Genomic DNA, 17,860 nt, shown 5'->3' on the forward strand with positions numbered 1-17,860 from the left:
CGCAGTCTTGTTATGAGACATTAGTCCCATAAACTCATCAGCCCAATAAAGAGGCGAGTCCCATGGACACGACGAAGCAGGCCAAATCATTCATCCGCCAAGCCGGGACGGGTGACCGGCGATGGTTCTACGGGGGCGGCATCCACACGTGGCTGGCCAAGGCCGAGGAGACCGGCGGCGCATCCCTGATCTACAGCGACACCATGGAACGCGGCAAGGTGACGCCCATGCACATCCACCCCGAGACGGATGAGGCTCTCTACATCCTCTCCGGCGAGATCCTCATGAATCTGGATGGCGTTGAAGAACGGCTGGGAGCAGGCGGCTTGGTCATGGCGCTGCGCGGCCAGCCCCACGCATTCAAAGTACTGGCTGATGACACCAGCTTGCTCTGCATCCAGACGCCCGGCAATGCACAAGCCTTTTACATGGGAGCCAGTGTGCCGCTAGATGCTGGCGACAACGCGTCAGGCACGGTTGATTTCGACCGAATTCGCGAATCGGGCAAGCTCTACGGCGGCATCGTCATCGTAGGGCCGCCACCGTTTGACTAGTTTCATCCCCAAGCAGTTGGGAGTTGAAAGCTCTCCCACCATGAACCCACGTTTGCACAAAGCCGCAACAAAATGGTGGGCTGTAGCCATGAAGAAGATTCTGGGGATTCTGGCACTGACATTCTTGACCCTGCTGGGGGTTGCCCCGGCAGCCATGGCATCGCCACCAACGGACATCGTTGTGGAGGACACCGCGGGAGTCCTCTATCAGCCTCAGCTGTTGCCTGCGCTGGAGAAGATCAGCTTCCACTCCCCCACCAAGGTGGTCATCTACACCCGCAATGGCAACACTAGCGAGAACTTCAACGAGGAAGTTCTGCGCTTTGCCCGCGCCAACCACCCCGAGTGGATCAGTGCGGATGGGCAGAAGTGGGCCGACGGCCTGTTCGTCTTGGCAGTAGACCCATCGGCCCGCAAGGTAGGCACCTACATGGGTGAAGACCGCAAGGTGTCGTTGGAAAAGCAGGAAGCCATCCAGGAATCCACCAAAAATCTGTTCCGTGAGGCCCAGTGGACGGATGGCACCATTGCCGGGGTCAAGAAGGCCGCGAAGCTGATCAACCAGCCCTGGTACCAGTCAGCGGGATTCATCGTCACCACCAGCATTGTGGGCGGTTTGGCCGCATTGGGCTTTGGCACCAGGGCTGTGATCAGGTCCAAGAACAGGAAGAAGGCCGCCGAACACCTCAAGCGTGGCGATACTGGCTATTCCAGTGTGAGTTTGGCCCTGGACGTCACAGAACTCAACGCAAACACCATCCCCAGTGAGTCAAGCTACGGCGCCCTGGTGCTGGAGAAGTACCGCAATTTCAGTACCCAGTACCACGAGGCCAGCGATTTGAACCAGGAGTGCCACGCCTTCACCGCGAAGGATCTTTCCAAGGGAGCCAACGTCAAGACTGCGGCCCGCTATGCCGATCTGGCCCAGGAACTGGATAATCTGGATGACGTCATTGCGGACACCAACACTTTGCTCAACAAGTTTGCCGGCTGGGAGGGCGCATGGGACAGGCAGGCCCGCCCCCTGCGCGAGGACTTGGCAGAACTGCCTGCGCTGATCTCCCAGAGCGAGGCCAAAGGCCTGCCCAGCACGGCCGCGCTCGCATCGGTTCACACCCAAAGGACGCATGGACTTCAGCAGCTGGCCGCCGATTTCCGGTCCGGACTCATAACCCCGGAGGCCGCCCTGGACGAGCTGCGATCCATGGGGCAGGAACTGACCACTGTGCTGCAACAACATTCGCAAGCCATGATCGGCAAGTATGCGAAAACCGATTCCGAGAGGACCTCCATGGAAAAGGCCATGGAGAGCAGCCGCATGGACGGCGTCCGCGGCCGCGAATCCACCATTCTGGGGTCCGTGTACCAGTGGTACACCTTTTACCCGGTGCATGCGTTCAGCGTTGGCTACCTGAGTGGTACCAGCACAGTTGACTCCGTTCGGAGCAGCGCCAGTTCCAGCGGGAGCAGCAGTGGTTACGGCTCAAGTGGTGGAAGCTTCTCCGGGTCGGGCAGCTCCTCCAGCTTCTAGGACGACGCCGGGTCCCCGTCAGACGCTCTCGCAGGAATGGTGCCATTTAGGCGAACGCTATCGCCCTCACTGCGATAGCGTCCCCCTGCACCTGGCCATTGCTGCGAGAGCGTTGACGAAAAGCGCCGCGGATGTGAGCGGGCGTTCTTCTTTGGGCCGGCTACTCTTTGAGGGCGACTGCATGTTCGGTGGCTGGCGGCGCAAGCGGACCCTCTGCGGAATCCTCAATGTAGCGTTTGGCGTTGATCATGACGGCGCCGGTCATCATCACCAGCAGGCAGATGCCCAGCATCGCGAAGGATGCGCTCCACGAGCCGGTGGCTTCGCGCATGGTGCCGAACAGCAGGGGCGCAATGCCCGCGCCGGCGTAGCCAATGCCCTGGCTGAATCCTGAAAGAACAGCGGAACCGTGGGTGGTCCGCGAGCGCAGGTTCACCATGAGCAGGGCCGTGGCGAAGGTGCCCTGGCCCAGGCCGGCGAACGTGACCCAGAGCCACGTTCCATCCAAGGGTGAGAGATACAGGCCGAGGTGCCCCGTGGCCCAGCACAGAGCAAACAAGGAGACCGCCACGATGGGGTTCTTCATGCGCGGCACCCACAGCGGCACCAGCAGGCTCACGGGCAGGCCCAGAATGGCAAAGTAGGCCAGTGCCGACCCGGCAGTGGCCGCGTCGATCCCCTGGCCCGCCAGGTACGGCGGCAGCCAGGTGAAGTACACATACGTTTGGGCGGAGTTTCCGGCCAGAAAGATGGCCAGTCCCCAGGCAACGGGAGAGCGCCACGGCCGCAGCTTCGGCACTGTGTCCGAACCTCCCGGGGCGGCACCAAGGTGTGCGGCCTGTTCGGCGGGGGACGCGGCGTCGCCCCTTTCCTTGCGGTCACGGCGGAACTGCAGGATCCAGGGCAGGAGCACCAAGAAACTCACCGATGCCCACATCCCAATGGACACCCGCCAATTGCTCAGCCCGGCCACCGGAACGGCCAGCTGCGGGCTGATGGCGGTGCCAACAGCCAGCAGTGTCACGTACCCGGCCGTCACCAGCCCAACCCTGTCGGGGAAGTACTTTTTCACCAGCGGCGGCAGCACCACGTTGCCAATGCCGTAGCCAGCCATGATCACGGCCGTGAACCCCAGGAATGGCCAGACCTGTTCGGTGGTGGTGCGGGCCAGCTGCCCCAGCACGGCAAGGACCACGGCGGCCACCAGCACCTTCTCCAGGCTGAGGCGACGGATCAGCACCGGGGTCAGCAACCCAAACATGGCAAACACCAGCGGCGGCAGCATGGCCAGCAGGCCGATGGTGTTGGCATCGAAACCCAGTTCACCGCGCAACTCGCCCAGCAGCGGTGGCACCACAGACACGGCAGTGCGCAGGCTCAGGGCCATGACCATGATGCCCAGGAGTGCTCCGATGCGGCCGGCCCAGGGTTTCTTCACAACAAAATTACTCACCCGATAACCCTAGCCACCTTCCATGGCGCCAGACGCCCATCTGGCCTTGACCGGGCACAAGAGCGGCCATAGATTGGGGATTGGCCCGCACACCCCTCCCCCCACGGCAAGGACGTCCCATGGATTTAACGCTCCCCATCACCAAGACCGCTTGTTTGGCCGCCGACCAGGACGATCCCCTGCACCGCTTCCGGGACCAGTTCATCCTGCCGGAGGGCGTGAACTACTTGGACGGCAACTCCCTTGGCGCCAGGCCTGCAACGTCCGCCCAGGTGGCCACGCGCGTCATGGAGGATGAGTGGGGCACGGGCCTGATCCGCAGCTGGAACACGGCCGGCTGGTTTGAGCTGCCGGGCCGCCTGGGCAACAAGCTGGCCGGCCTGCTCGGGGCCGGGGACGGAGAAGTGGTTGTCACGGACACCACCTCACTAAACCTCTTCAAGGCCCTGGCTGCTGCCGTCCGCATCCAGAAGGCCGCCGATCCGGCGCGGAAGGTCATTGTCACCGAACGGGACAACTTCCCCACGGACATTTACATGGCCCAGGGCATGGTGGATTTCCTGGACCAGGGCTACTCGGTGCGCCTGATTGACCATTCCCTGTCCCTGCCGGATGCTTTGGGCGCCGATGTGGCCGTGGTGGCGTTGTCGCACGTCAACTACCGCACCGGGGCCATGTGGGACATGGCTGCCACAAGTTCTGCCATTCACGACGCCGGAGCCTTGGCCGTGTGGGATCTGGCGCATTCCGCCGGGGCCGTCCCCGTTGACCTGCGCGGCGCGGGTGCCGACTTCGCGGTGGGCTGCACATACAAGTACCTCAACGGTGGGCCCGGCTCGCCTGCCTTCATTTGGGTCAGCGCCGCTCATCAGGACCGGTTTTGGCAGCCGTTGTCAGGATGGTGGGGACATGCGCGGCCCTTTGCCATGGAGGATTCCTATGAGCCTGTCTCCGGCATTGGCCGGTTCCTGTGCGGCACCCAGCCCATCCTGTCCATGGCCCTGGTGGAGTGCGGGCTGGACATCAGCTTGGCGGCCCCCATGGCGCAGGTCCGGGAAAAGTCGCTTGCGCTGACAGATCTGTTCATCGCCTTGGTAGAGGCTCGCCGCGGTGACCACGAGCTGGAACTCATCACTCCCATGGACCATGCCCAGCGCGGCAGCCACGTCAGCTACGTTCATCCGCAGGGCTACCCCGTGATGGCGGCCCTCATTGCCCGCGGCATCATTGGCGATTACCGTGAACCCGGGGTGCTTCGCTTTGGTATCACACCGCTGTACGTGGGGTATATGGACGTGTGGAACGCCGTGGAGGCCTTGTTCGACATCCTTGACAACAAGCTCTGGGATACCCCCGAGTTCTTGGCCCGGCTGCAGGTGACCTGAAACTGGCCGGGGCGGTCAGGGGCAGGGCCGGTCAGGGGCAAAGCGGGCCGAGCTCAGCCCGGCGGGCTCAGCCGTACCCGTAATGCTCCCGTTTTTTCAGCACGATCATGCAGATAATCGGCGCTCAGGGCATAGTATGGTGCCACGAAGTCCCTGCGTGGAAAGGTGAGGAGCAATGGATGCTGCCGAACTGGGCGCCACCTTGCGCGCCCGCCGCAAAGCCTTGCACCTGACGCAGAGCGAAACCGCCGATCTGGCCGACATCTCCACCCGTGTGCTCAGTGACCTGGAAAACGGCCGCGAAACCGTGCGCCTGGACATCCTCACGGCGGTGGCCACGGCGCTGGGCATGAACCTGAACTTGACCGTGACGCTGACGTGAAAAAGACGCTGGCGTGAAAAATCTTGAGCAGGCCAAAACTGTCACCCAGGCCGTGATCTTCAAAAGGGGCAGGGCCGCGGCTACCTTGTCCCGCCACCCCAGCGTTGGCGTGGTTTTTTCCTATCTGCCCACCTATCTCAGCTCTGGCGGCCCGGCAATCGCCTCAACCCTGCCAGCCCTTGACGTCCCGGTAACGTTGGGTCACGGCAGCGTTCCGGCGTTCTTTGCGGGCCTGTTGCCGGAGGGCGAACGCCTGTCCAAGCTGCGCTGGGCGGTAAAAACCACCATTAATGACGAGTTTTCCCTCCTAGTCGCCGCGGGCGAGAACCCCGTGGGCGACGTCCAGATTCTGCCGGCAGGGCACGAACCCCAAAAAGTTCCTGCCCTGTTGACTGTCACCAAGAACATGGCCGCCATGAACTTTGGTGATTTTGCTTCCGTCCCCGGCCCCGTTGACCACTCTGCGTTGCCTGGCATGCAGGACAAGGTCACGGCCTCCTACCTGCATGACAAGGACCCCAGCCGCGCCTACATTCTCAAGTTCAACGACGGCAGCCACGCCCGCCAAGTTGAAACGGAATTCATGCTGCTGCGCAAGGCCAGGCAGCTGTCCATACCCGTTGCGGACGCCCGTTTGGTGTACGACGGCGTTGGGCAGGCCGCGCTGCTGGTCTCACGTTTCGACAGGTCCCCCAGCGGGTCGCTGGCGGTAGAGGATTGTTCCCAGCTGATGGGTTTGTTGCCGGGCCGCAAGCATTCGGTCCCTTCCGAGGCCGTGGCCGCGGCCGCCGTGAACATGTGTTCCGCCCAGTCCCTGGCCGCCCGCAACATTTTCCTGCAGTTCCTCTTTGCCTGGCTTACGGGCAACGGCAATCTGCATGCCAAAAACATTTCCGTGGTGCAGCAACACAATGGCGAATGGTTGGTGGCGCCCGCCTACGATCTCCAATGCACCCTTGCCGCCGAGATTGAGCAGGGCTTTGCCGCGGGTGTTCCCGGCGGCATTTTGACTGACCTGACTGACGGCGACCCCTCCCGCGACCCTGGCATGGCACTGCCCGTGGGTGGCAGCGCCGGTAGCCGGACAGGACTGAACCGCAACGACTGGCTCCGCTTTGGCCGTTCCCTGCACATCCCCGAACGACTCGTGGCCAAATGCATCGACAAAGCCCTTGCGGCCTCCGTCATGACCACGGCGGAACTGCCCTTTGAGCGTGGGGTCAGTGCCGCCGTCGTCCGTGTTTTAGGGATTCGGCGCGCAGCCATCCAACGCTAGAACCACCCCAAATACTTTTACTGACGAATTGCCGCTAAAATGTCTCTATGCCACGAATAGCCGCCCCCACGAACGCGGCGCAGCGCGAGCAGACGCAGCGCAAGATCCTCGACGCCTTTGGCGAACTTCTGTTTACGCACGGCCTTCCCGGCCTCACCATGACAGATGTTGCCCGCACGGCAGGGGTGGGACGAACAGCCGTTTACAACTATTTTGCCGACCTGGAACAACTTCTGGTGGCCTACGCGCTGGATGAAACCGGCAAGTTCGTTGCCGAGTTGCGGGCCAAATTGGATGGCCTGGAGAATCCTGTGGACAGGCTGGCCGTGTACGTTCGCGCGCAGCTAGAGGACCTCACCCGGCGCCACCTCCCGCCTGGACCGGCTATGCGATCGGTGCTTTCCAGTGAATCGTTCGCAAAGCTGGGCGTTCACGTGGGTGAGCTCAACACCTTGTTGGAAGACATTTTGCGCACCGGAATGGAGCAGCGGTACTTGCCTGCCTCCGACGTGGATGGCTTGGTGCAGCTCATCCACGGGTCGCTGACAGCCAGCGCCTCCCGCCGCAACTCGGACACACCCGATGAGGACCGCATTGCCGCAGCCGTGAAGTTCATCCAGGCCGGTGTGGGCGCGGCCTTTGACGAGCAGGGCCGCCCCGTCACCGTGGAGCAATAAAGCAGAGCTAGGGCTTGGTGACGGCAGCCGCTGCAGCAGGGCTTGCGGGCTCGCTCGGCGGCGGGCTGAGGCGTGGGCAGGAGAGCGCACCCGGAGTTTGGTCCACCTTGGGCGCGGCCACAAGATCATTGAATTGGCTGGTCAAGATGATGTCCACGCTGGCATCTTCGCGATTATCCTGCACATACTCAGAACCGCCCTGTGTTGCGGCAAAATTGCGCTGCATATTGAAGGCGGAAGCATGCCCCTTGGCGCCTGAAACAATCACCACTGGCGTTAAATACTCGGATCTTGCATTGCCAATAACGCCCACTGCGAAGCCTCGCTGCACGAGTTCCTGCGCCACGGCCCCGGCCCTGCCCTCGGCGGCACCTCCGTTGTAAACATTGACCCTGACGTCCTTGTTGGCAGGGTAGTCCAAAGTCTCACCCGGACATGTGACGGGTGTGGGAGTGGGTTTGCCCGCACCAAATTTCAGCTCCATTTCACCGCGCTGAACCATCCCGGCCAGGACCAGCCCGGTAGCCACCAGAGCCAGCAGCAGGACCAAAATCACGCCGTGGGCAATGCGGCGGCGAACCGTACTGCTGGGAAATTCCGGGGTTTCCGGCTCGGGGAAGGCCTCGGCCAAACCCTTGGAGTCCACAATATGGTGCCCGTGCCAGGAATTGATGTCTTTTTCTTTTTTGCGTTTCTGGCGAAGTTCATAGGCAGCGTCCTTGGCCTGGCGCTTCTCTTCGCGGGCAGCCTTGCGCCGCTGTCTGGCCGTCATCAACACATCATCGTGGAGGGCCTTACCTGGGAAGTGCCGGGGCGGGGGCGGAATGCGGTCAGCGGATTCACCTGGTGGCGGCTCCGCAGGGAGCCTAGTCATCTATCACCAACACTCGGGCGTGCAAAATGGTCCGCTGGTGCAGGGCCGTGCGGACAGCCCGGTGCAGGCCATCCTCCAAATACAAGGTGTCACGCCATTGCACCACGTGCGGGAACAGGTCGCCGAAGAACGTTGAGTCCTCGGCCAGGAGAGCCTCAAGGTCCAGTTGTGCCTTGGTCGTGACGAGTTCGGCCAGCCTGACTTGGCGCGGCGGAACGCTGGCCCAGTCCTTGGGCGTGATGTGGCCATGGTCCGGATACGGGCGTTTGTCGCCAACAGCTTTGAAGATCACTCCTTCAGACTAGGGACTGTGAGGCCCTAAAGGAACTGACCGCGCTGTGGGCGTAACGTCGTGTTGCCAAAAGGTTACGCAAAGTGGCTCTTCCACGGCTTGTGCTGGGACTATGGGGCATGACACTTTTGCAACCCCCACTTGCCCTGCTCCTCGATGTTGACGGCCCCCTGGCCAGCCCCGTGACACGGCAAGTGACCCCCGGCATTATTGCGGACTTGATTGATCTGGTGCGCCGCAACATTCCCGTGGTATTCAATACCGGCCGCTCGGATGCCTTTATTACGGAGCAGCTCATGCGGCCCATGCTGGAAGCCGGGCTGCCGGACGGTTCTGTGGTTCACGCAATTTGTGAGAAGGGGGCTGTCTGGTTTAGTTTCACCCCGAGCGGGCCCGGGCCCATCCACGTGGACAGGGAACTTGCCATGCCCACGGCTTTTGGCGACGACATACGTGAGCTCGTGGCGCGTTCCTACGCCGATCACATGTTCTTCGACGAGACCAAGCGGGCCATGGTCTCGGTGGAGCAGCACATTGAGGTTGAGAGCGGAAGCTATTTGGCGGAGCAGGTAAAGTTCGACGACGATGCCCTGGCTTTGCTGGCAACCCACGACTTGGGTGCCACCCGCCTTGAGCACCGGGCACCGGCGTCGTCCGGGAGCGTGGACTACCGGGTTGACCCGTCCATCATCTCCACTGACATTGAATCAGTTCGCCTGGGCAAGGACCTGGGCGCCAGCCGGGCGGTGGAACTGCTGGCCGCCCAAGGCATTGTTCCGCAGTCGTGGCGCACAGTGGGAGATTCCCGCACCGACTACGCCATGGCCGACTGGCTGCACCACCACGATCACCACGTCATCCACGTTGACGTTCGCCCGGCCGACGGCGTGCCCAGCAAGCCGTACACGATCCAGACCGCCGCTGACCTCAACTTGGGCGAGGAAGTAGTCAACGACTTCTCCGGGGCGGCATTCCTGCAGCACTGGCTGGACGAGCTGGCCCGGTAGCCAGGTTCTTCGCTGACAGGACATCGGAGATTAGAGGAGTGCCGCTTCCACGGCAGCACGCAGCTCCGGTGAGTCAGGCGTTACTGAAGATGAGAAGCGCTCCAGCACGGCGCCGTCGTGCGCGATCAGGAATTTTTCAAAATTCCAGGCGATGGGTTCGTCACCAAGGTTGGTCAACAGGGCGTAGAGCGGGTGCGCTTGGGGGCCGTTGACATCGGTTTTGGTGGCGAGCGGGAAGGTCACGCCAAAGTTCTTGCGGCAGAACTCCACGATTTCCTCCTGCGTGCCCGGTTCCTGCCCACCAAATTGGTTGCACGGCACGCCCACCACCGTCAGGCCCTGCGGGCGGTACTTCTCATGGAGGGACTCGAGGGCGTCGTATTGGCTGGTGAAGCCGCATTCTGAGGCCACGTTGACCAGCAAAACGGCTTTCGCGGCCAGCTGTGACAATGACTTTTCGGTCCCGTCGCTCAAGGCGAGGGGGATGCTGTTCAGGGTTTCTGTAATCACAGGCCGAGTCTAACCGGCGCAGCTGAAGGCTTGGGCGGGCATTGACTTAAACTACAAAAGGCCCGGAATCATCATGATTCCGGGCCTTTCATTGGCGGAGGATGGGGGATTTGAACCCCCGAGGGCGTTAACCCAACACGCGTTCCAGGCGTGCGCCATAGGCCGCTAGGCGAATCCTCCAGCTTGCCGTGCAGAACACGGCAGGTTCAAGAGTACCTGACAAAGTGCCCAACTCGCGAATCGAGTGTCCGGGGCCTGAGAATACGCGGCAAATAGGGCAATTCCGGGCAAGAAATAAGGGCAGTTCGGCCCCGTTCAAGCCTCACCACCCTTACTCCCCCATGCGGTCATTGCGGAAGGCAGACCACTTGCAAAGGATTGGGCACTCAAAGCACCCCCCCATACAGCCATCGGCGGCGCTCTATTCCGCGACGGCGGTACATTTCAAACTTTACAACATTGTCACACGCACGTGACATTCCTCACGTCTTCTTTACGTCATGAAGCCCGTTGCCGTTAGTGCCCCGCACGCATGGCCAGAACCGCGGTGACGAAACCCGCCAACGCAAAGCCGGCCGCAAGCATCCACAGCAGGAACGTCTGGCCGGCATGATGCCGGGTGCGTTGGGTTGAGTTAGTGGAGAACACTTCGATGCGGGTCAGGGCAAGAATCCCCGCACCGAAGGCCAGCACCCAAAAAAACCATTCAAAGAATCCAAATCCCAACATGGTGACTCGCTCCTTCATGGGCCAGGCCGCGCAAGGGCAAAAGCGCGCCGGGACCAGCTTGGCTTTAGCGTCATTGCCCCTTCTGGCGAACGTATCACCGTGGCCGCAAAATTGAAATGGTCCACAGGGTGCCGCGCGGATTCGCCCGTGCCGCCACAGTCAGGTAAGCTAATTCCCGGCCCCTCATGTGGCGTCACCCTGTGAACTCCCCCAGGACCGGAAGGTAGCAAGGGTAAGCGGGCTCTGGCGGGTGCATGGGGGGTCTTTATTTATCCCCAGATGCGCCCCAAACGCCGCATCCATGCGGCAATTTGTCAGGCGGATTAGATAGGGTTTCAACTGTGAGCGCACCAACAGCCCTGTATCGCCGGTACCGTCCCGATTCCTTTGCGACCGTCATTGGCCAAGAGCATGTCACTTCCCCCTTGATGACTGCCCTGGATAAGAACCGCGTCAACCACGCGTACCTGTTTTCCGGCCCTCGCGGCTGCGGTAAGACCACCTCCGCGCGCATCCTTGCCCGCTGCCTCAATTGCGCCCAGGGCCCCACCTCACATCCCTGCGGGACATGCGAAAGCTGCGTGGAATTGGCCCGCGGCGGCACCGGCTCCCTGGATGTCATTGAAATTGACGCAGCCAGCCACGGTGGCGTTGACGACGCCCGCGACCTTCGCGAACGCGCCACTTTTGCCCCCATCAGGGACCGCTACAAAATTTTCATCATTGATGAGGCCCATATGGTCACCTCGGCGGGTTTTAACGCGCTGTTGAAGATTGTTGAAGAGCCGCCGGAGCATATCAAGTTCATCTTTGCCACCACGGAACCTGACAAGGTCATTGGCACCATCCGCTCGCGCACCCACCATTACCCCTTCCGACTGGTGCCGCCCGAGCCTCTCATGGCGTATTTGGCGCAGTTGTGCGAACAAGAGAATGTGCCCGTGGCCCCCGGTGTTCTCTCACTGGTGGTGCGTGCCGGCGGCGGATCAGTGCGTGACTCACTGTCAGTTCTTGACCAGTTGATGGCCGGCGCTGGCGCTTCCGGGTTGGACTATGACCTGGCTGTTGACCTGCTGGGATACACCCACGCCTCACTCCTTGACGACGTGGTGGAAGCGCTGGCCGCCTCCGACTCGGCAACCGTTTTCAAATCGGTGGACAGGGTCATCCAGACCGGCCACGACCCCCGCCGTTTTGTGGAAGACCTCCTGGAGCGTTTCCGCGACCTCATCATTGTTCAGGCAATGCCCGAGAGCGCCCACGCAATCCTGCGCGGCACCCCCGAAGAGCTGATTGCGCGCATGCAGTCGCAGGCCGCCCAGCTTGGTGCCGCCGAACTCTCCCGTGCCGCCGACGTCACCAATGCTGCGTTCAACGAAATGACCGGCGCCACCTCGCCGCGGCTGCACCTGGAATTGCTGGGCGCACGCCTGCTCCTGCCGGGCGCCGATTCCTCCACACGCGGCATGGCCACCCGGCTTGAGCAGCTGGAACGGCGCCTGAACTATGCTGGCACCCCCGCTGCAGCCCCCGCTTCTGCCGCCCCCATGGCTGCCGCTCCGGAGCGAGATGCTCCTTCCCAACGTTCGACGCCGGCCCCCACCTACGCTGACCCGTCCCACTCCGACCCCGCCGCCTCAAGCGGTGGCTTGGCCGCCGTACGGGCACAATTGGCGCGTGCCAAGGAAGCAGCTGGCGCCGAAGTGGCCGCCCGGCAAACTCCGGTGCAGTCTCCTACGCCGGCCCCTGCGGAAACTCCCACGGTGGCGGCACCCCCCGCGGCAGCTGCCCCGACGGTAGAGCAGATTCCGCAGCCAATGGTGGCGCAGCACCAGGCACCCCCCGCTGCAGTTGCTGAGCCCGTTCGGTCAGCTCAAAGCGCCGCTGCGGCGCAGTCCTGGGACAGCGCCCCCACACCTGCTGCCAAGGTTGCGGCTGCCGCACAGCAGCCGCAACCTGCCGCATCCAGTGAGCCGCAATCCGTTGCGCCCCCCAGCGGCGCATCCGGCGGAGGTACCTCCAACATTGAGATCATCCGCCGCGCCTGGCCGGAGATCCTTGGTGCACTGCGCAACATCCGCATGGCGTCCTGGGTCATCGTCAATCAGAACGTGGTGCCGCAAACCTTTGACGGCCAAGAACTCCGTGTGGGGCTTCCATCCGCCGGCCTGATCAGCACTTTCACCAACAGTGGCCACCTGGAGAATCTGCAGCAGGCCATCAATCAGGTGCTGGGCATGACCATTGCGATCATGCCTGCCGCCGGCGATGCGCCGAAGGCGAGCGCTGAGCCAAACCCAAAAGTTCAAACTGGTAATCAGCCTGCAGCACCCCGGAGTGGTCGCGGCACAAACACTGGCGCCACGGCTCCGCTAGGCGACGCCCCAGCACCGGCACCGTCTGCTCCGCCTCAGACGCTCCCTGCCCCAGCAGCGTCCGCCCCGGCACCCTTGGATGCGTGGGGTCTTCCGGCTGCACCCGTGGCAGCGCCGCAGATTCCGGCAACCGCTGCGCCTGTGCCTGCCCAGACCGCACCAACATCGCAGCCACAGCCAGCTCAGGCTCCATTGGCTGACTCTGTGCCGACCACTGTTGCGTCAGCACCAGCGCAGTCGGCGCCCACAGAGGAGCCGGCGTACTGGGACGGTCCCAGTGAACCCAGTGACCCCTGGGATGAGCCGCACCCGGATTCGTATCCACCGGCCGATCCCTATCAGGATCAGTTCACGGAAACAGCTCAATCATCGGCCTCGCTGCCGGAATACCAGGCACCGTCGGCGCAGCCAGCGGCTGCAGAACCGCAAGCCCATACTGTGCCACGGGTTTCACCCATTGCTGCCTGGACCACCGGCTGGGATGCGCCGGCTGCCGCCGAAGAGCCCGCCACCCAGGCGCCGGCGCAAGTCGAGGCCCCCAAACGAAGCGCTCTCTTGGCTGCGCAAATGTCACAAGCGGCCCCGCAGGACTGGGGCGTATCGCTGGGAGCGCCCGCACGAAGCGACGTGGCAGACCCGGGGTGGGGCAGCATGTCCAACGCCCCTGACTGGGCGCAGGCCGAATCGTCCGCCGCGCCAACAGATACGCCAACAGAAACGCCAGCAGAGACTCCAGCGGCGGCGCATGCAGACACGGCAACTTCGGCGCCTGCCGACCCTGCTGAACCCGCAATTGCTGTGCCGATCGCACCCGCGCCACCTGCACCCCCTGCAACCGCCGCCCCCGAAACCCCCGCGCAAGCAAGCGTCCCAGCTCAGGAGGCTCCGGCGTCGAACATTGACAATGGTGGGGCCAAGATGAGCAGGTACCAGCGCCTGGCCACGAGCCCCGAAGCCCAGGCGGCCCGCGCCCAGGCACCCGCGGTGATGGCGCAGACTCCCTATGTGGAGGACGTCCCCAGCCCGGATGACGTCACCATTGAGGAATCCGGTGTAGTGGGCCAAGCCGCGGTGGAGCGTATTCTGGGCGGAGTGCTCATTGAGGAACGCCCGCTCAACGCGTCGCACTAAACGAGCTCGGCGCCACCACCATTTTTGAACCAATAGACAAGAGGCATTGTGTACGAGGGAGCAGTTCAGGAGCTCATCGATGAGTTGGGGCGCCTGCCGGGAATTGGGCCCAAATCAGCCCAGCGGCTCGCCTTCCACATTCTGGAAGCGGACACCGAGGACATGCAGCGGCTGGTCCGGGCCATTGTCACGGTCAAGGAGCGCGTGAAGTTCTGCACAGTGTGCGGCAATGTCACCGAGGCGGAGTTGTGCAACATTTGTCGGGACCCGCGCCGCGACCCCAGCATCATCTGCGTGGTGGAGGAATCCAAGGACGTGCTCGCCGTGGAACGCACCCGCGCCTTCCGCGGCCGCTATCACGTGCTGGGCGGCTCCATCAACCCCATCGCGGGTATTGGCCCGGACCAGTTGCGCATCCGTGAACTGCTGACCCGCCTGAACGACAGCCAAATCCAGGAGGTCATCATCGCCACCGACCCCAACTTGGAAGGTGAGGCCACGGCAACGTACCTCTCCCGCATGCTCAAAACCATTGGGATCGCCGTGACCCGGCTGGCTTCAGGCCTCCCCGTGGGCGGCGACTTGGAGTACGCCGATGAAGTCACCCTGGGCCGCGCCTTTGAGGGCCGCCGCAACGCTCTGACGTAACCCTCACATTGCCTCGCGAACGGGCAGTAGTTGTTGATGTTGCGCGCAAACATCAACAACTACTGCCCGCTCGGCAGGCGCAGTCGGCTGCCGCCTGAATCGACCCCTATCCTGTTCCCGTCGTCAGCTGGGCAAGCCGTTCGCGTGTGGGCGTGCCGGGTGTGGGTGTGTAGAGCACAAAGTGCAGGTCCGGGGCGTCTGAGGGCACCAGCCTGTGGTGCTCAAAGGTCAGCTCACCCACCTCCGGATGGACAAAGATGCGCTGCCGGGAGGCAAAGCCGGCCACCCCGTGATCGGACCAAATCCGGGCAAACTCGTCGCTGGCCGCGGCCAGCCTGGCCACCAACGCCGTATGCGCCGCCGAACCGAGCCGGGGGCCTGCCTCGGCCCGGAATTCGGCCACAAAATTCCTTGACGTTTCTTCCCAGTCAGGCAACATCCGGCGCAGCGCCGGATCGGTAAAGATCAGCCACAACAGGTTCCGCTGCTCCGGTACAACCTCAGCAATGCGTGAATACAGGCCGGCGTAGGCACTGTTCCACCCCGCAATCCCCCAATCCGGGGCCACGGCAAAGGCCGGGAAATCCAGGGCGTCCAGCAACGCCTGCAAATGCGGCGGTGCGGCTTCGATGGCTGTAACTTCAGCCAGGGGCAGGGCCGCGTAACCGCCCATGGCCAGCAGATACGCCTGCTCGGCGGCGCTCAGGCGCAGCACCCTCCCAATGGACTCGAGTACCTGGCGGGACGCGTTGATGTCCCGGCCCTGTTCCAGCCAGGTGTACCAGGTGACGCTGACGGCTGCGAAGGCCGCAATTTCCTCACGCCGCAAACCCAAGGTGCGGCTGCGGCCAATGGGAGGCAGCCCATGTTCGGCGCGGACTAGATTGGCGCGGCGGTCACGCAGAAACTGACCCAGCTCCCGCCGTCGTTCTTCATCCATGCCACCAAATCTAGCACTGCCACTACTAGTATTAGCGCCGTCTTCCTGTCAGGGCCAAAATGCTGGTTAACTGTCCCTATGCCTCCATTACGTTCACGCACAGTCACCCACGGCCGCAACATGGCAGGCGCACGCGCCCTCATGATGGCCTCCGGCGTCGCCAAGTCAGACATCGGCAAGCCCATTGTTGCCGTGGCCAACTCCTTCACCGAGTTCGTCCCCGGCCACACCCACCTCGCACCCGTGGGCCGCATTGTCTCCGACGCCATTCACAAGGCTGGTGCCATCGCCCGCGAATTCAACACCATCGCCGTGGATGACGGCATCGCCATGGGCCACGGCGGCATGCTGTACTCCCTGCCCTCCCGCGACCTCATTGCCGACTCCGTCGAGTACATGGTCAACGCCCACTGCGCCGACGTGCTGGTCTGTATCTCCAACTGCGACAAGATCACCCCCGGCATGCTCATGGCAGCCCTGCGCTTGAACATCCCCACCGTGTTTGTCTCCGGCGGCCCCATGGAAGCCGGCCGGGTGACCCTGACTGACGGCTCCATCCGCTCACTCGACCTGGTCAACGCCATCTCCGACGCCGTGGACGCCACCGTCTCCGACGAAGACATCGAGCTCATCGAAGACAACGCATGCCCCACCTGCGGTTCCTGCTCCGGCATGTTCACCGCCAACTCGATGAACTGCCTCACCGAAGCCATCGGCCTGTCCCTGCCGGGCAACGGCTCGCTGCTGGCCACTCACACCGCGCGCAAGGAGCTGTACGAGCGCGCAGGCGCCACCGCCGTCGAGATCGCCAAGCGCTACTACGAGGACGACGACGAATCGGTCCTGCCGCGCTCGATCGCCAGCTTCGAGGCGTTCGATAACGCCATGGCCCTGGACATCGCCATGGGCGGCTCCACCAACACGATCCTGCACCTCCTCGCAGCAGCGCAGGAAGCGGGCCTGAAGTACGATCTGGAGGACATCGACGCCAAGTCACGCCAGGTGCCGTGCCTTGCCAAGGTGGCTCCGAACGTTGCCGGCAAGAAGACGTTTTACATGGAGGACGTGCACCGCGCCGGCGGCATCCCCGCCCTCTTGGGGGAGCTGAACCGTGGCGGACTGCTCCACACGAACGTCAAGTCAGTCCACTCCGAGGGCCTCACCGACTGGCTGGACGACTGGGACATCCGCGGAGGCAAGGCCACCGATGAAGCTCAAGCACTGTGGACCGCTGCCCCGGGTGGCCAGCGCTCCTCCACCGCCTTCTCACAGTCGGCCGAGTGGACCTCATTGGACACCGACGCGGCCGAAGGCTGCCTGCGCGATGTGGAGCATGCCTTCTCCAAGGACGGCGGCTTGGGCGTGCTGCGCGGCAACATCGCCCTCGACGGCGCCGTCGTGAAGACTGCCGGCGTGGACGAGTCCATCTGGACGTTTGAAGGACCCGCCGTGGTCTGCGAATCTCAGGACGAAGCCGTTGAAAAGATCCTGTCGAAGACTGTCAAGGCCGGCGACGTGGTGGTTATCCGCTACGAAGGCCCCCGCGGCGGCCCCGGCATGCAGGAAATGCTGTACCCCACCTCATTCCTGAAGGGCCTGGGCCTGGGCAAGGTCTGCGCCTTGATCACCGACGGCCGCTTCTCCGGCGGCACCTCCGGCCTGTCCATTGGCCATGTCTCCCCCGAGGCGGCCGCCGGCGGCACCATCGCGCTGGTTCAGGATGGGGACCGCATCCGCATCGACATCCCCAACCGGTCCATGGAGCTCCTGGTGAGTGAATCCGAGCTGGATGAGCGCCGCGAGCTGCTCGAGACCACCACCGGTTACCGTCCGGTGGGCCGTGTACGCGAAGTATCCGCCGCCTTGCGGGCTTACGCCTCCATGGCCACCAGCGCCGACAAGGGTGCCATTCGCCAGGTCCCTGCCGACGAGGTCCTGATGCGCGCGCCGCGGGCTGAAGTGTCCGTCTCCTAGCTAGTCCACGCCCCCGTCTATGACGCAGTAGATGCGGCGGAAAGCGCCTTCCGGGGCGGTTTTCGCGCAACTAGTGCGTCACAGATCCTGACCGCTGGCATGTTCGACGGCGTTCGACCCAC

At 63.2% G+C, this 17,860-nt stretch carries 16 protein-coding genes, 1 tRNA gene and 1 other RNA gene; 11 read left to right on the plus strand and 7 right to left on the minus strand.

Annotated features, from left to right (window positions below):
* Positions 1-62 precede the first annotated feature (62 nt).
* Positions 63-554, plus strand: a complete 492-nt coding sequence (locus CVS28_RS16270; protein WP_103482170.1) for a cupin domain-containing protein — start codon at positions 63-65, stop codon at positions 552-554.
* A gap of 88 nt (positions 555-642) precedes the next feature.
* The gene (locus CVS28_RS16275; RefSeq protein WP_103482184.1) at positions 643-2,085 is read left to right on the plus strand and encodes a DUF5129 domain-containing protein; all 1,443 of its coding nucleotides are present in this window, start codon (positions 643-645) and stop codon (positions 2,083-2,085) included.
* Between the two features lie 160 nt (positions 2,086-2,245).
* Here CVS28_RS16275 and CVS28_RS16280 read toward each other — a convergent pair whose 3' ends face one another.
* Entirely contained in the window at positions 2,246-3,538 is a 1,293-nt protein-coding gene (locus tag CVS28_RS16280; RefSeq protein WP_243399935.1) for an MFS transporter, read from the minus strand.
* A gap of 119 nt (positions 3,539-3,657) precedes the next feature.
* On the opposite strand from CVS28_RS16280, the gene kynU reads away from it, so the two are divergent.
* The 4 genes from kynU to CVS28_RS16300 all read left to right on the plus strand — a co-directional run bounded on the left by kynU (position 3,658) and on the right by CVS28_RS16300 (position 7,258).
* Complete coding sequence (kynU, locus tag CVS28_RS16285; RefSeq protein WP_103465051.1) at positions 3,658-4,923, plus strand: kynureninase; 1,266 nt, start codon at positions 3,658-3,660, stop codon at positions 4,921-4,923.
* 175 nt (positions 4,924-5,098) lie between these two features.
* Positions 5,099-5,305: a helix-turn-helix domain-containing protein gene (locus CVS28_RS16290; RefSeq protein ID WP_103482171.1), complete on the plus strand. Its 207-nt coding sequence runs from the start codon at positions 5,099-5,101 to the stop codon at positions 5,303-5,305.
* Between the two features lie 13 nt (positions 5,306-5,318).
* On the plus strand, positions 5,319-6,581 hold the full coding sequence (locus tag CVS28_RS16295; protein WP_103482172.1) for a type II toxin-antitoxin system HipA family toxin: 1,263 nt from the start codon (positions 5,319-5,321) through the stop codon (positions 6,579-6,581).
* Between the two features lie 47 nt (positions 6,582-6,628).
* Positions 6,629-7,258, plus strand: a complete 630-nt coding sequence (locus tag CVS28_RS16300) for a TetR/AcrR family transcriptional regulator (RefSeq protein WP_103465054.1) — start codon at positions 6,629-6,631, stop codon at positions 7,256-7,258.
* A gap of 7 nt (positions 7,259-7,265) precedes the next feature.
* On the opposite strand, the gene CVS28_RS16305 is transcribed toward CVS28_RS16300, so the two are convergent.
* On the minus strand, positions 7,266-8,030 hold the full coding sequence (locus CVS28_RS16305; protein WP_165788186.1) for a LytR C-terminal domain-containing protein: 765 nt from the start codon (positions 8,028-8,030) through the stop codon (positions 7,266-7,268).
* A 94-nt stretch (positions 8,031-8,124) separates the two neighbouring features.
* On the minus strand, positions 8,125-8,424 hold the full coding sequence (locus CVS28_RS16310) for a type II toxin-antitoxin system VapB family antitoxin (RefSeq protein ID WP_103465056.1): 300 nt from the start codon (positions 8,422-8,424) through the stop codon (positions 8,125-8,127).
* 119 nt (positions 8,425-8,543) lie between these two features.
* Between CVS28_RS16310 and CVS28_RS16315 the strand changes: the two genes are divergently transcribed.
* Positions 8,544-9,431, plus strand: coding sequence for a Cof-type HAD-IIB family hydrolase (locus CVS28_RS16315; RefSeq protein WP_103482173.1), 888 nt, complete (start codon positions 8,544-8,546; stop codon positions 9,429-9,431).
* Between the two features lie 30 nt (positions 9,432-9,461).
* Here the strand turns inward: CVS28_RS16315 and CVS28_RS16320 are convergent, their stop codons facing one another.
* From CVS28_RS16320 to CVS28_RS16330, 3 genes are all read right to left on the minus strand, one after another.
* The gene (locus tag CVS28_RS16320) at positions 9,462-9,941 is read right to left on the minus strand and encodes a glutathione peroxidase (RefSeq protein ID WP_243399936.1); all 480 of its coding nucleotides are present in this window, start codon (positions 9,939-9,941) and stop codon (positions 9,462-9,464) included.
* A 92-nt stretch (positions 9,942-10,033) separates the two neighbouring features.
* Positions 10,034-10,121, minus strand: a tRNA-Ser gene (locus CVS28_RS16325).
* Between the two features lie 336 nt (positions 10,122-10,457).
* Positions 10,458-10,670 carry a hypothetical protein gene (locus tag CVS28_RS16330; protein ID WP_103465058.1) on the minus strand — a complete coding sequence of 71 codons (213 nt, stop codon included), beginning with the start codon at positions 10,668-10,670 and terminating at the stop codon, positions 10,458-10,460.
* A gap of 174 nt (positions 10,671-10,844) precedes the next feature.
* Here CVS28_RS16330 and ffs point away from each other — a divergent pair.
* From ffs to recR, 3 genes are all read left to right on the plus strand, one after another.
* Positions 10,845-10,940, plus strand: an RNA gene (gene ffs / locus CVS28_RS16335) — signal recognition particle sRNA small type.
* 71 nt (positions 10,941-11,011) lie between these two features.
* Positions 11,012-14,176 (plus strand): DNA polymerase III subunit gamma and tau, encoded by a 3,165-nt coding sequence (locus tag CVS28_RS16340; protein WP_103482174.1) that lies wholly within the window; start codon positions 11,012-11,014, stop codon positions 14,174-14,176.
* Positions 14,177-14,224: 48 nt separating this feature from the next.
* Positions 14,225-14,824 (plus strand): recombination mediator RecR, encoded by a 600-nt coding sequence (gene recR / locus CVS28_RS16345; protein WP_103465060.1) that lies wholly within the window; start codon positions 14,225-14,227, stop codon positions 14,822-14,824.
* Positions 14,825-14,930: 106 nt separating this feature from the next.
* Here the strand turns inward: recR and CVS28_RS16350 are convergent, their stop codons facing one another.
* Positions 14,931-15,764 (minus strand): helix-turn-helix transcriptional regulator, encoded by an 834-nt coding sequence (locus CVS28_RS16350; protein WP_103465061.1) that lies wholly within the window; start codon positions 15,762-15,764, stop codon positions 14,931-14,933.
* A 78-nt stretch (positions 15,765-15,842) separates the two neighbouring features.
* Here CVS28_RS16350 and ilvD point away from each other — a divergent pair, with 78 nt between their 5' ends.
* Positions 15,843-17,738, plus strand: a complete 1,896-nt coding sequence (ilvD, locus tag CVS28_RS16355) for a dihydroxy-acid dehydratase (protein WP_103465062.1) — start codon at positions 15,843-15,845, stop codon at positions 17,736-17,738.
* The last annotated feature ends 122 nt before the right edge of the window (positions 17,739-17,860 follow it).

The organism is Arthrobacter glacialis (assembly GCF_002909415.1).
Classification (GTDB): Bacteria; Actinomycetota; Actinomycetes; order Actinomycetales; family Micrococcaceae; genus Specibacter; species Specibacter glacialis.

What these genes read in the sequence shown, in the direction of transcription:
- CVS28_RS16350 (WP_103465061.1), bottom strand. Translation starts at nt 15,764, where the DNA reads ATGGATGAAGAACGACGGCGGGAGCTGGGTCAGTTTCTGCGTGACCGC.
- CVS28_RS16270 (WP_103482170.1), top strand. Translation starts at nt 63, where the DNA reads ATGGACACGACGAAGCAGGCCAAATCATTCATCCGCCAAGCCGGGACG.
- ilvD (WP_103465062.1), top strand. Translation starts at nt 15,843, where the DNA reads ATGCCTCCATTACGTTCACGCACAGTCACCCACGGCCGCAACATGGCA.
- CVS28_RS16275 (WP_103482184.1), top strand. Translation starts at nt 643, where the DNA reads ATGAAGAAGATTCTGGGGATTCTGGCACTGACATTCTTGACCCTGCTG.
- CVS28_RS16305 (WP_165788186.1), bottom strand. Translation starts at nt 8,030, where the DNA reads ATGACGGCCAGACAGCGGCGCAAGGCTGCCCGCGAAGAGAAGCGCCAG.
- CVS28_RS16315 (WP_103482173.1), top strand. Translation starts at nt 8,544, where the DNA reads ATGACACTTTTGCAACCCCCACTTGCCCTGCTCCTCGATGTTGACGGC.
- CVS28_RS16290 (WP_103482171.1), top strand. Translation starts at nt 5,099, where the DNA reads ATGGATGCTGCCGAACTGGGCGCCACCTTGCGCGCCCGCCGCAAAGCC.
- CVS28_RS16300 (WP_103465054.1), top strand. Translation starts at nt 6,629, where the DNA reads ATGCCACGAATAGCCGCCCCCACGAACGCGGCGCAGCGCGAGCAGACG.
- kynU (WP_103465051.1), top strand. Translation starts at nt 3,658, where the DNA reads ATGGATTTAACGCTCCCCATCACCAAGACCGCTTGTTTGGCCGCCGAC.
- CVS28_RS16330 (WP_103465058.1), bottom strand. Translation starts at nt 10,670, where the DNA reads ATGTTGGGATTTGGATTCTTTGAATGGTTTTTTTGGGTGCTGGCCTTC.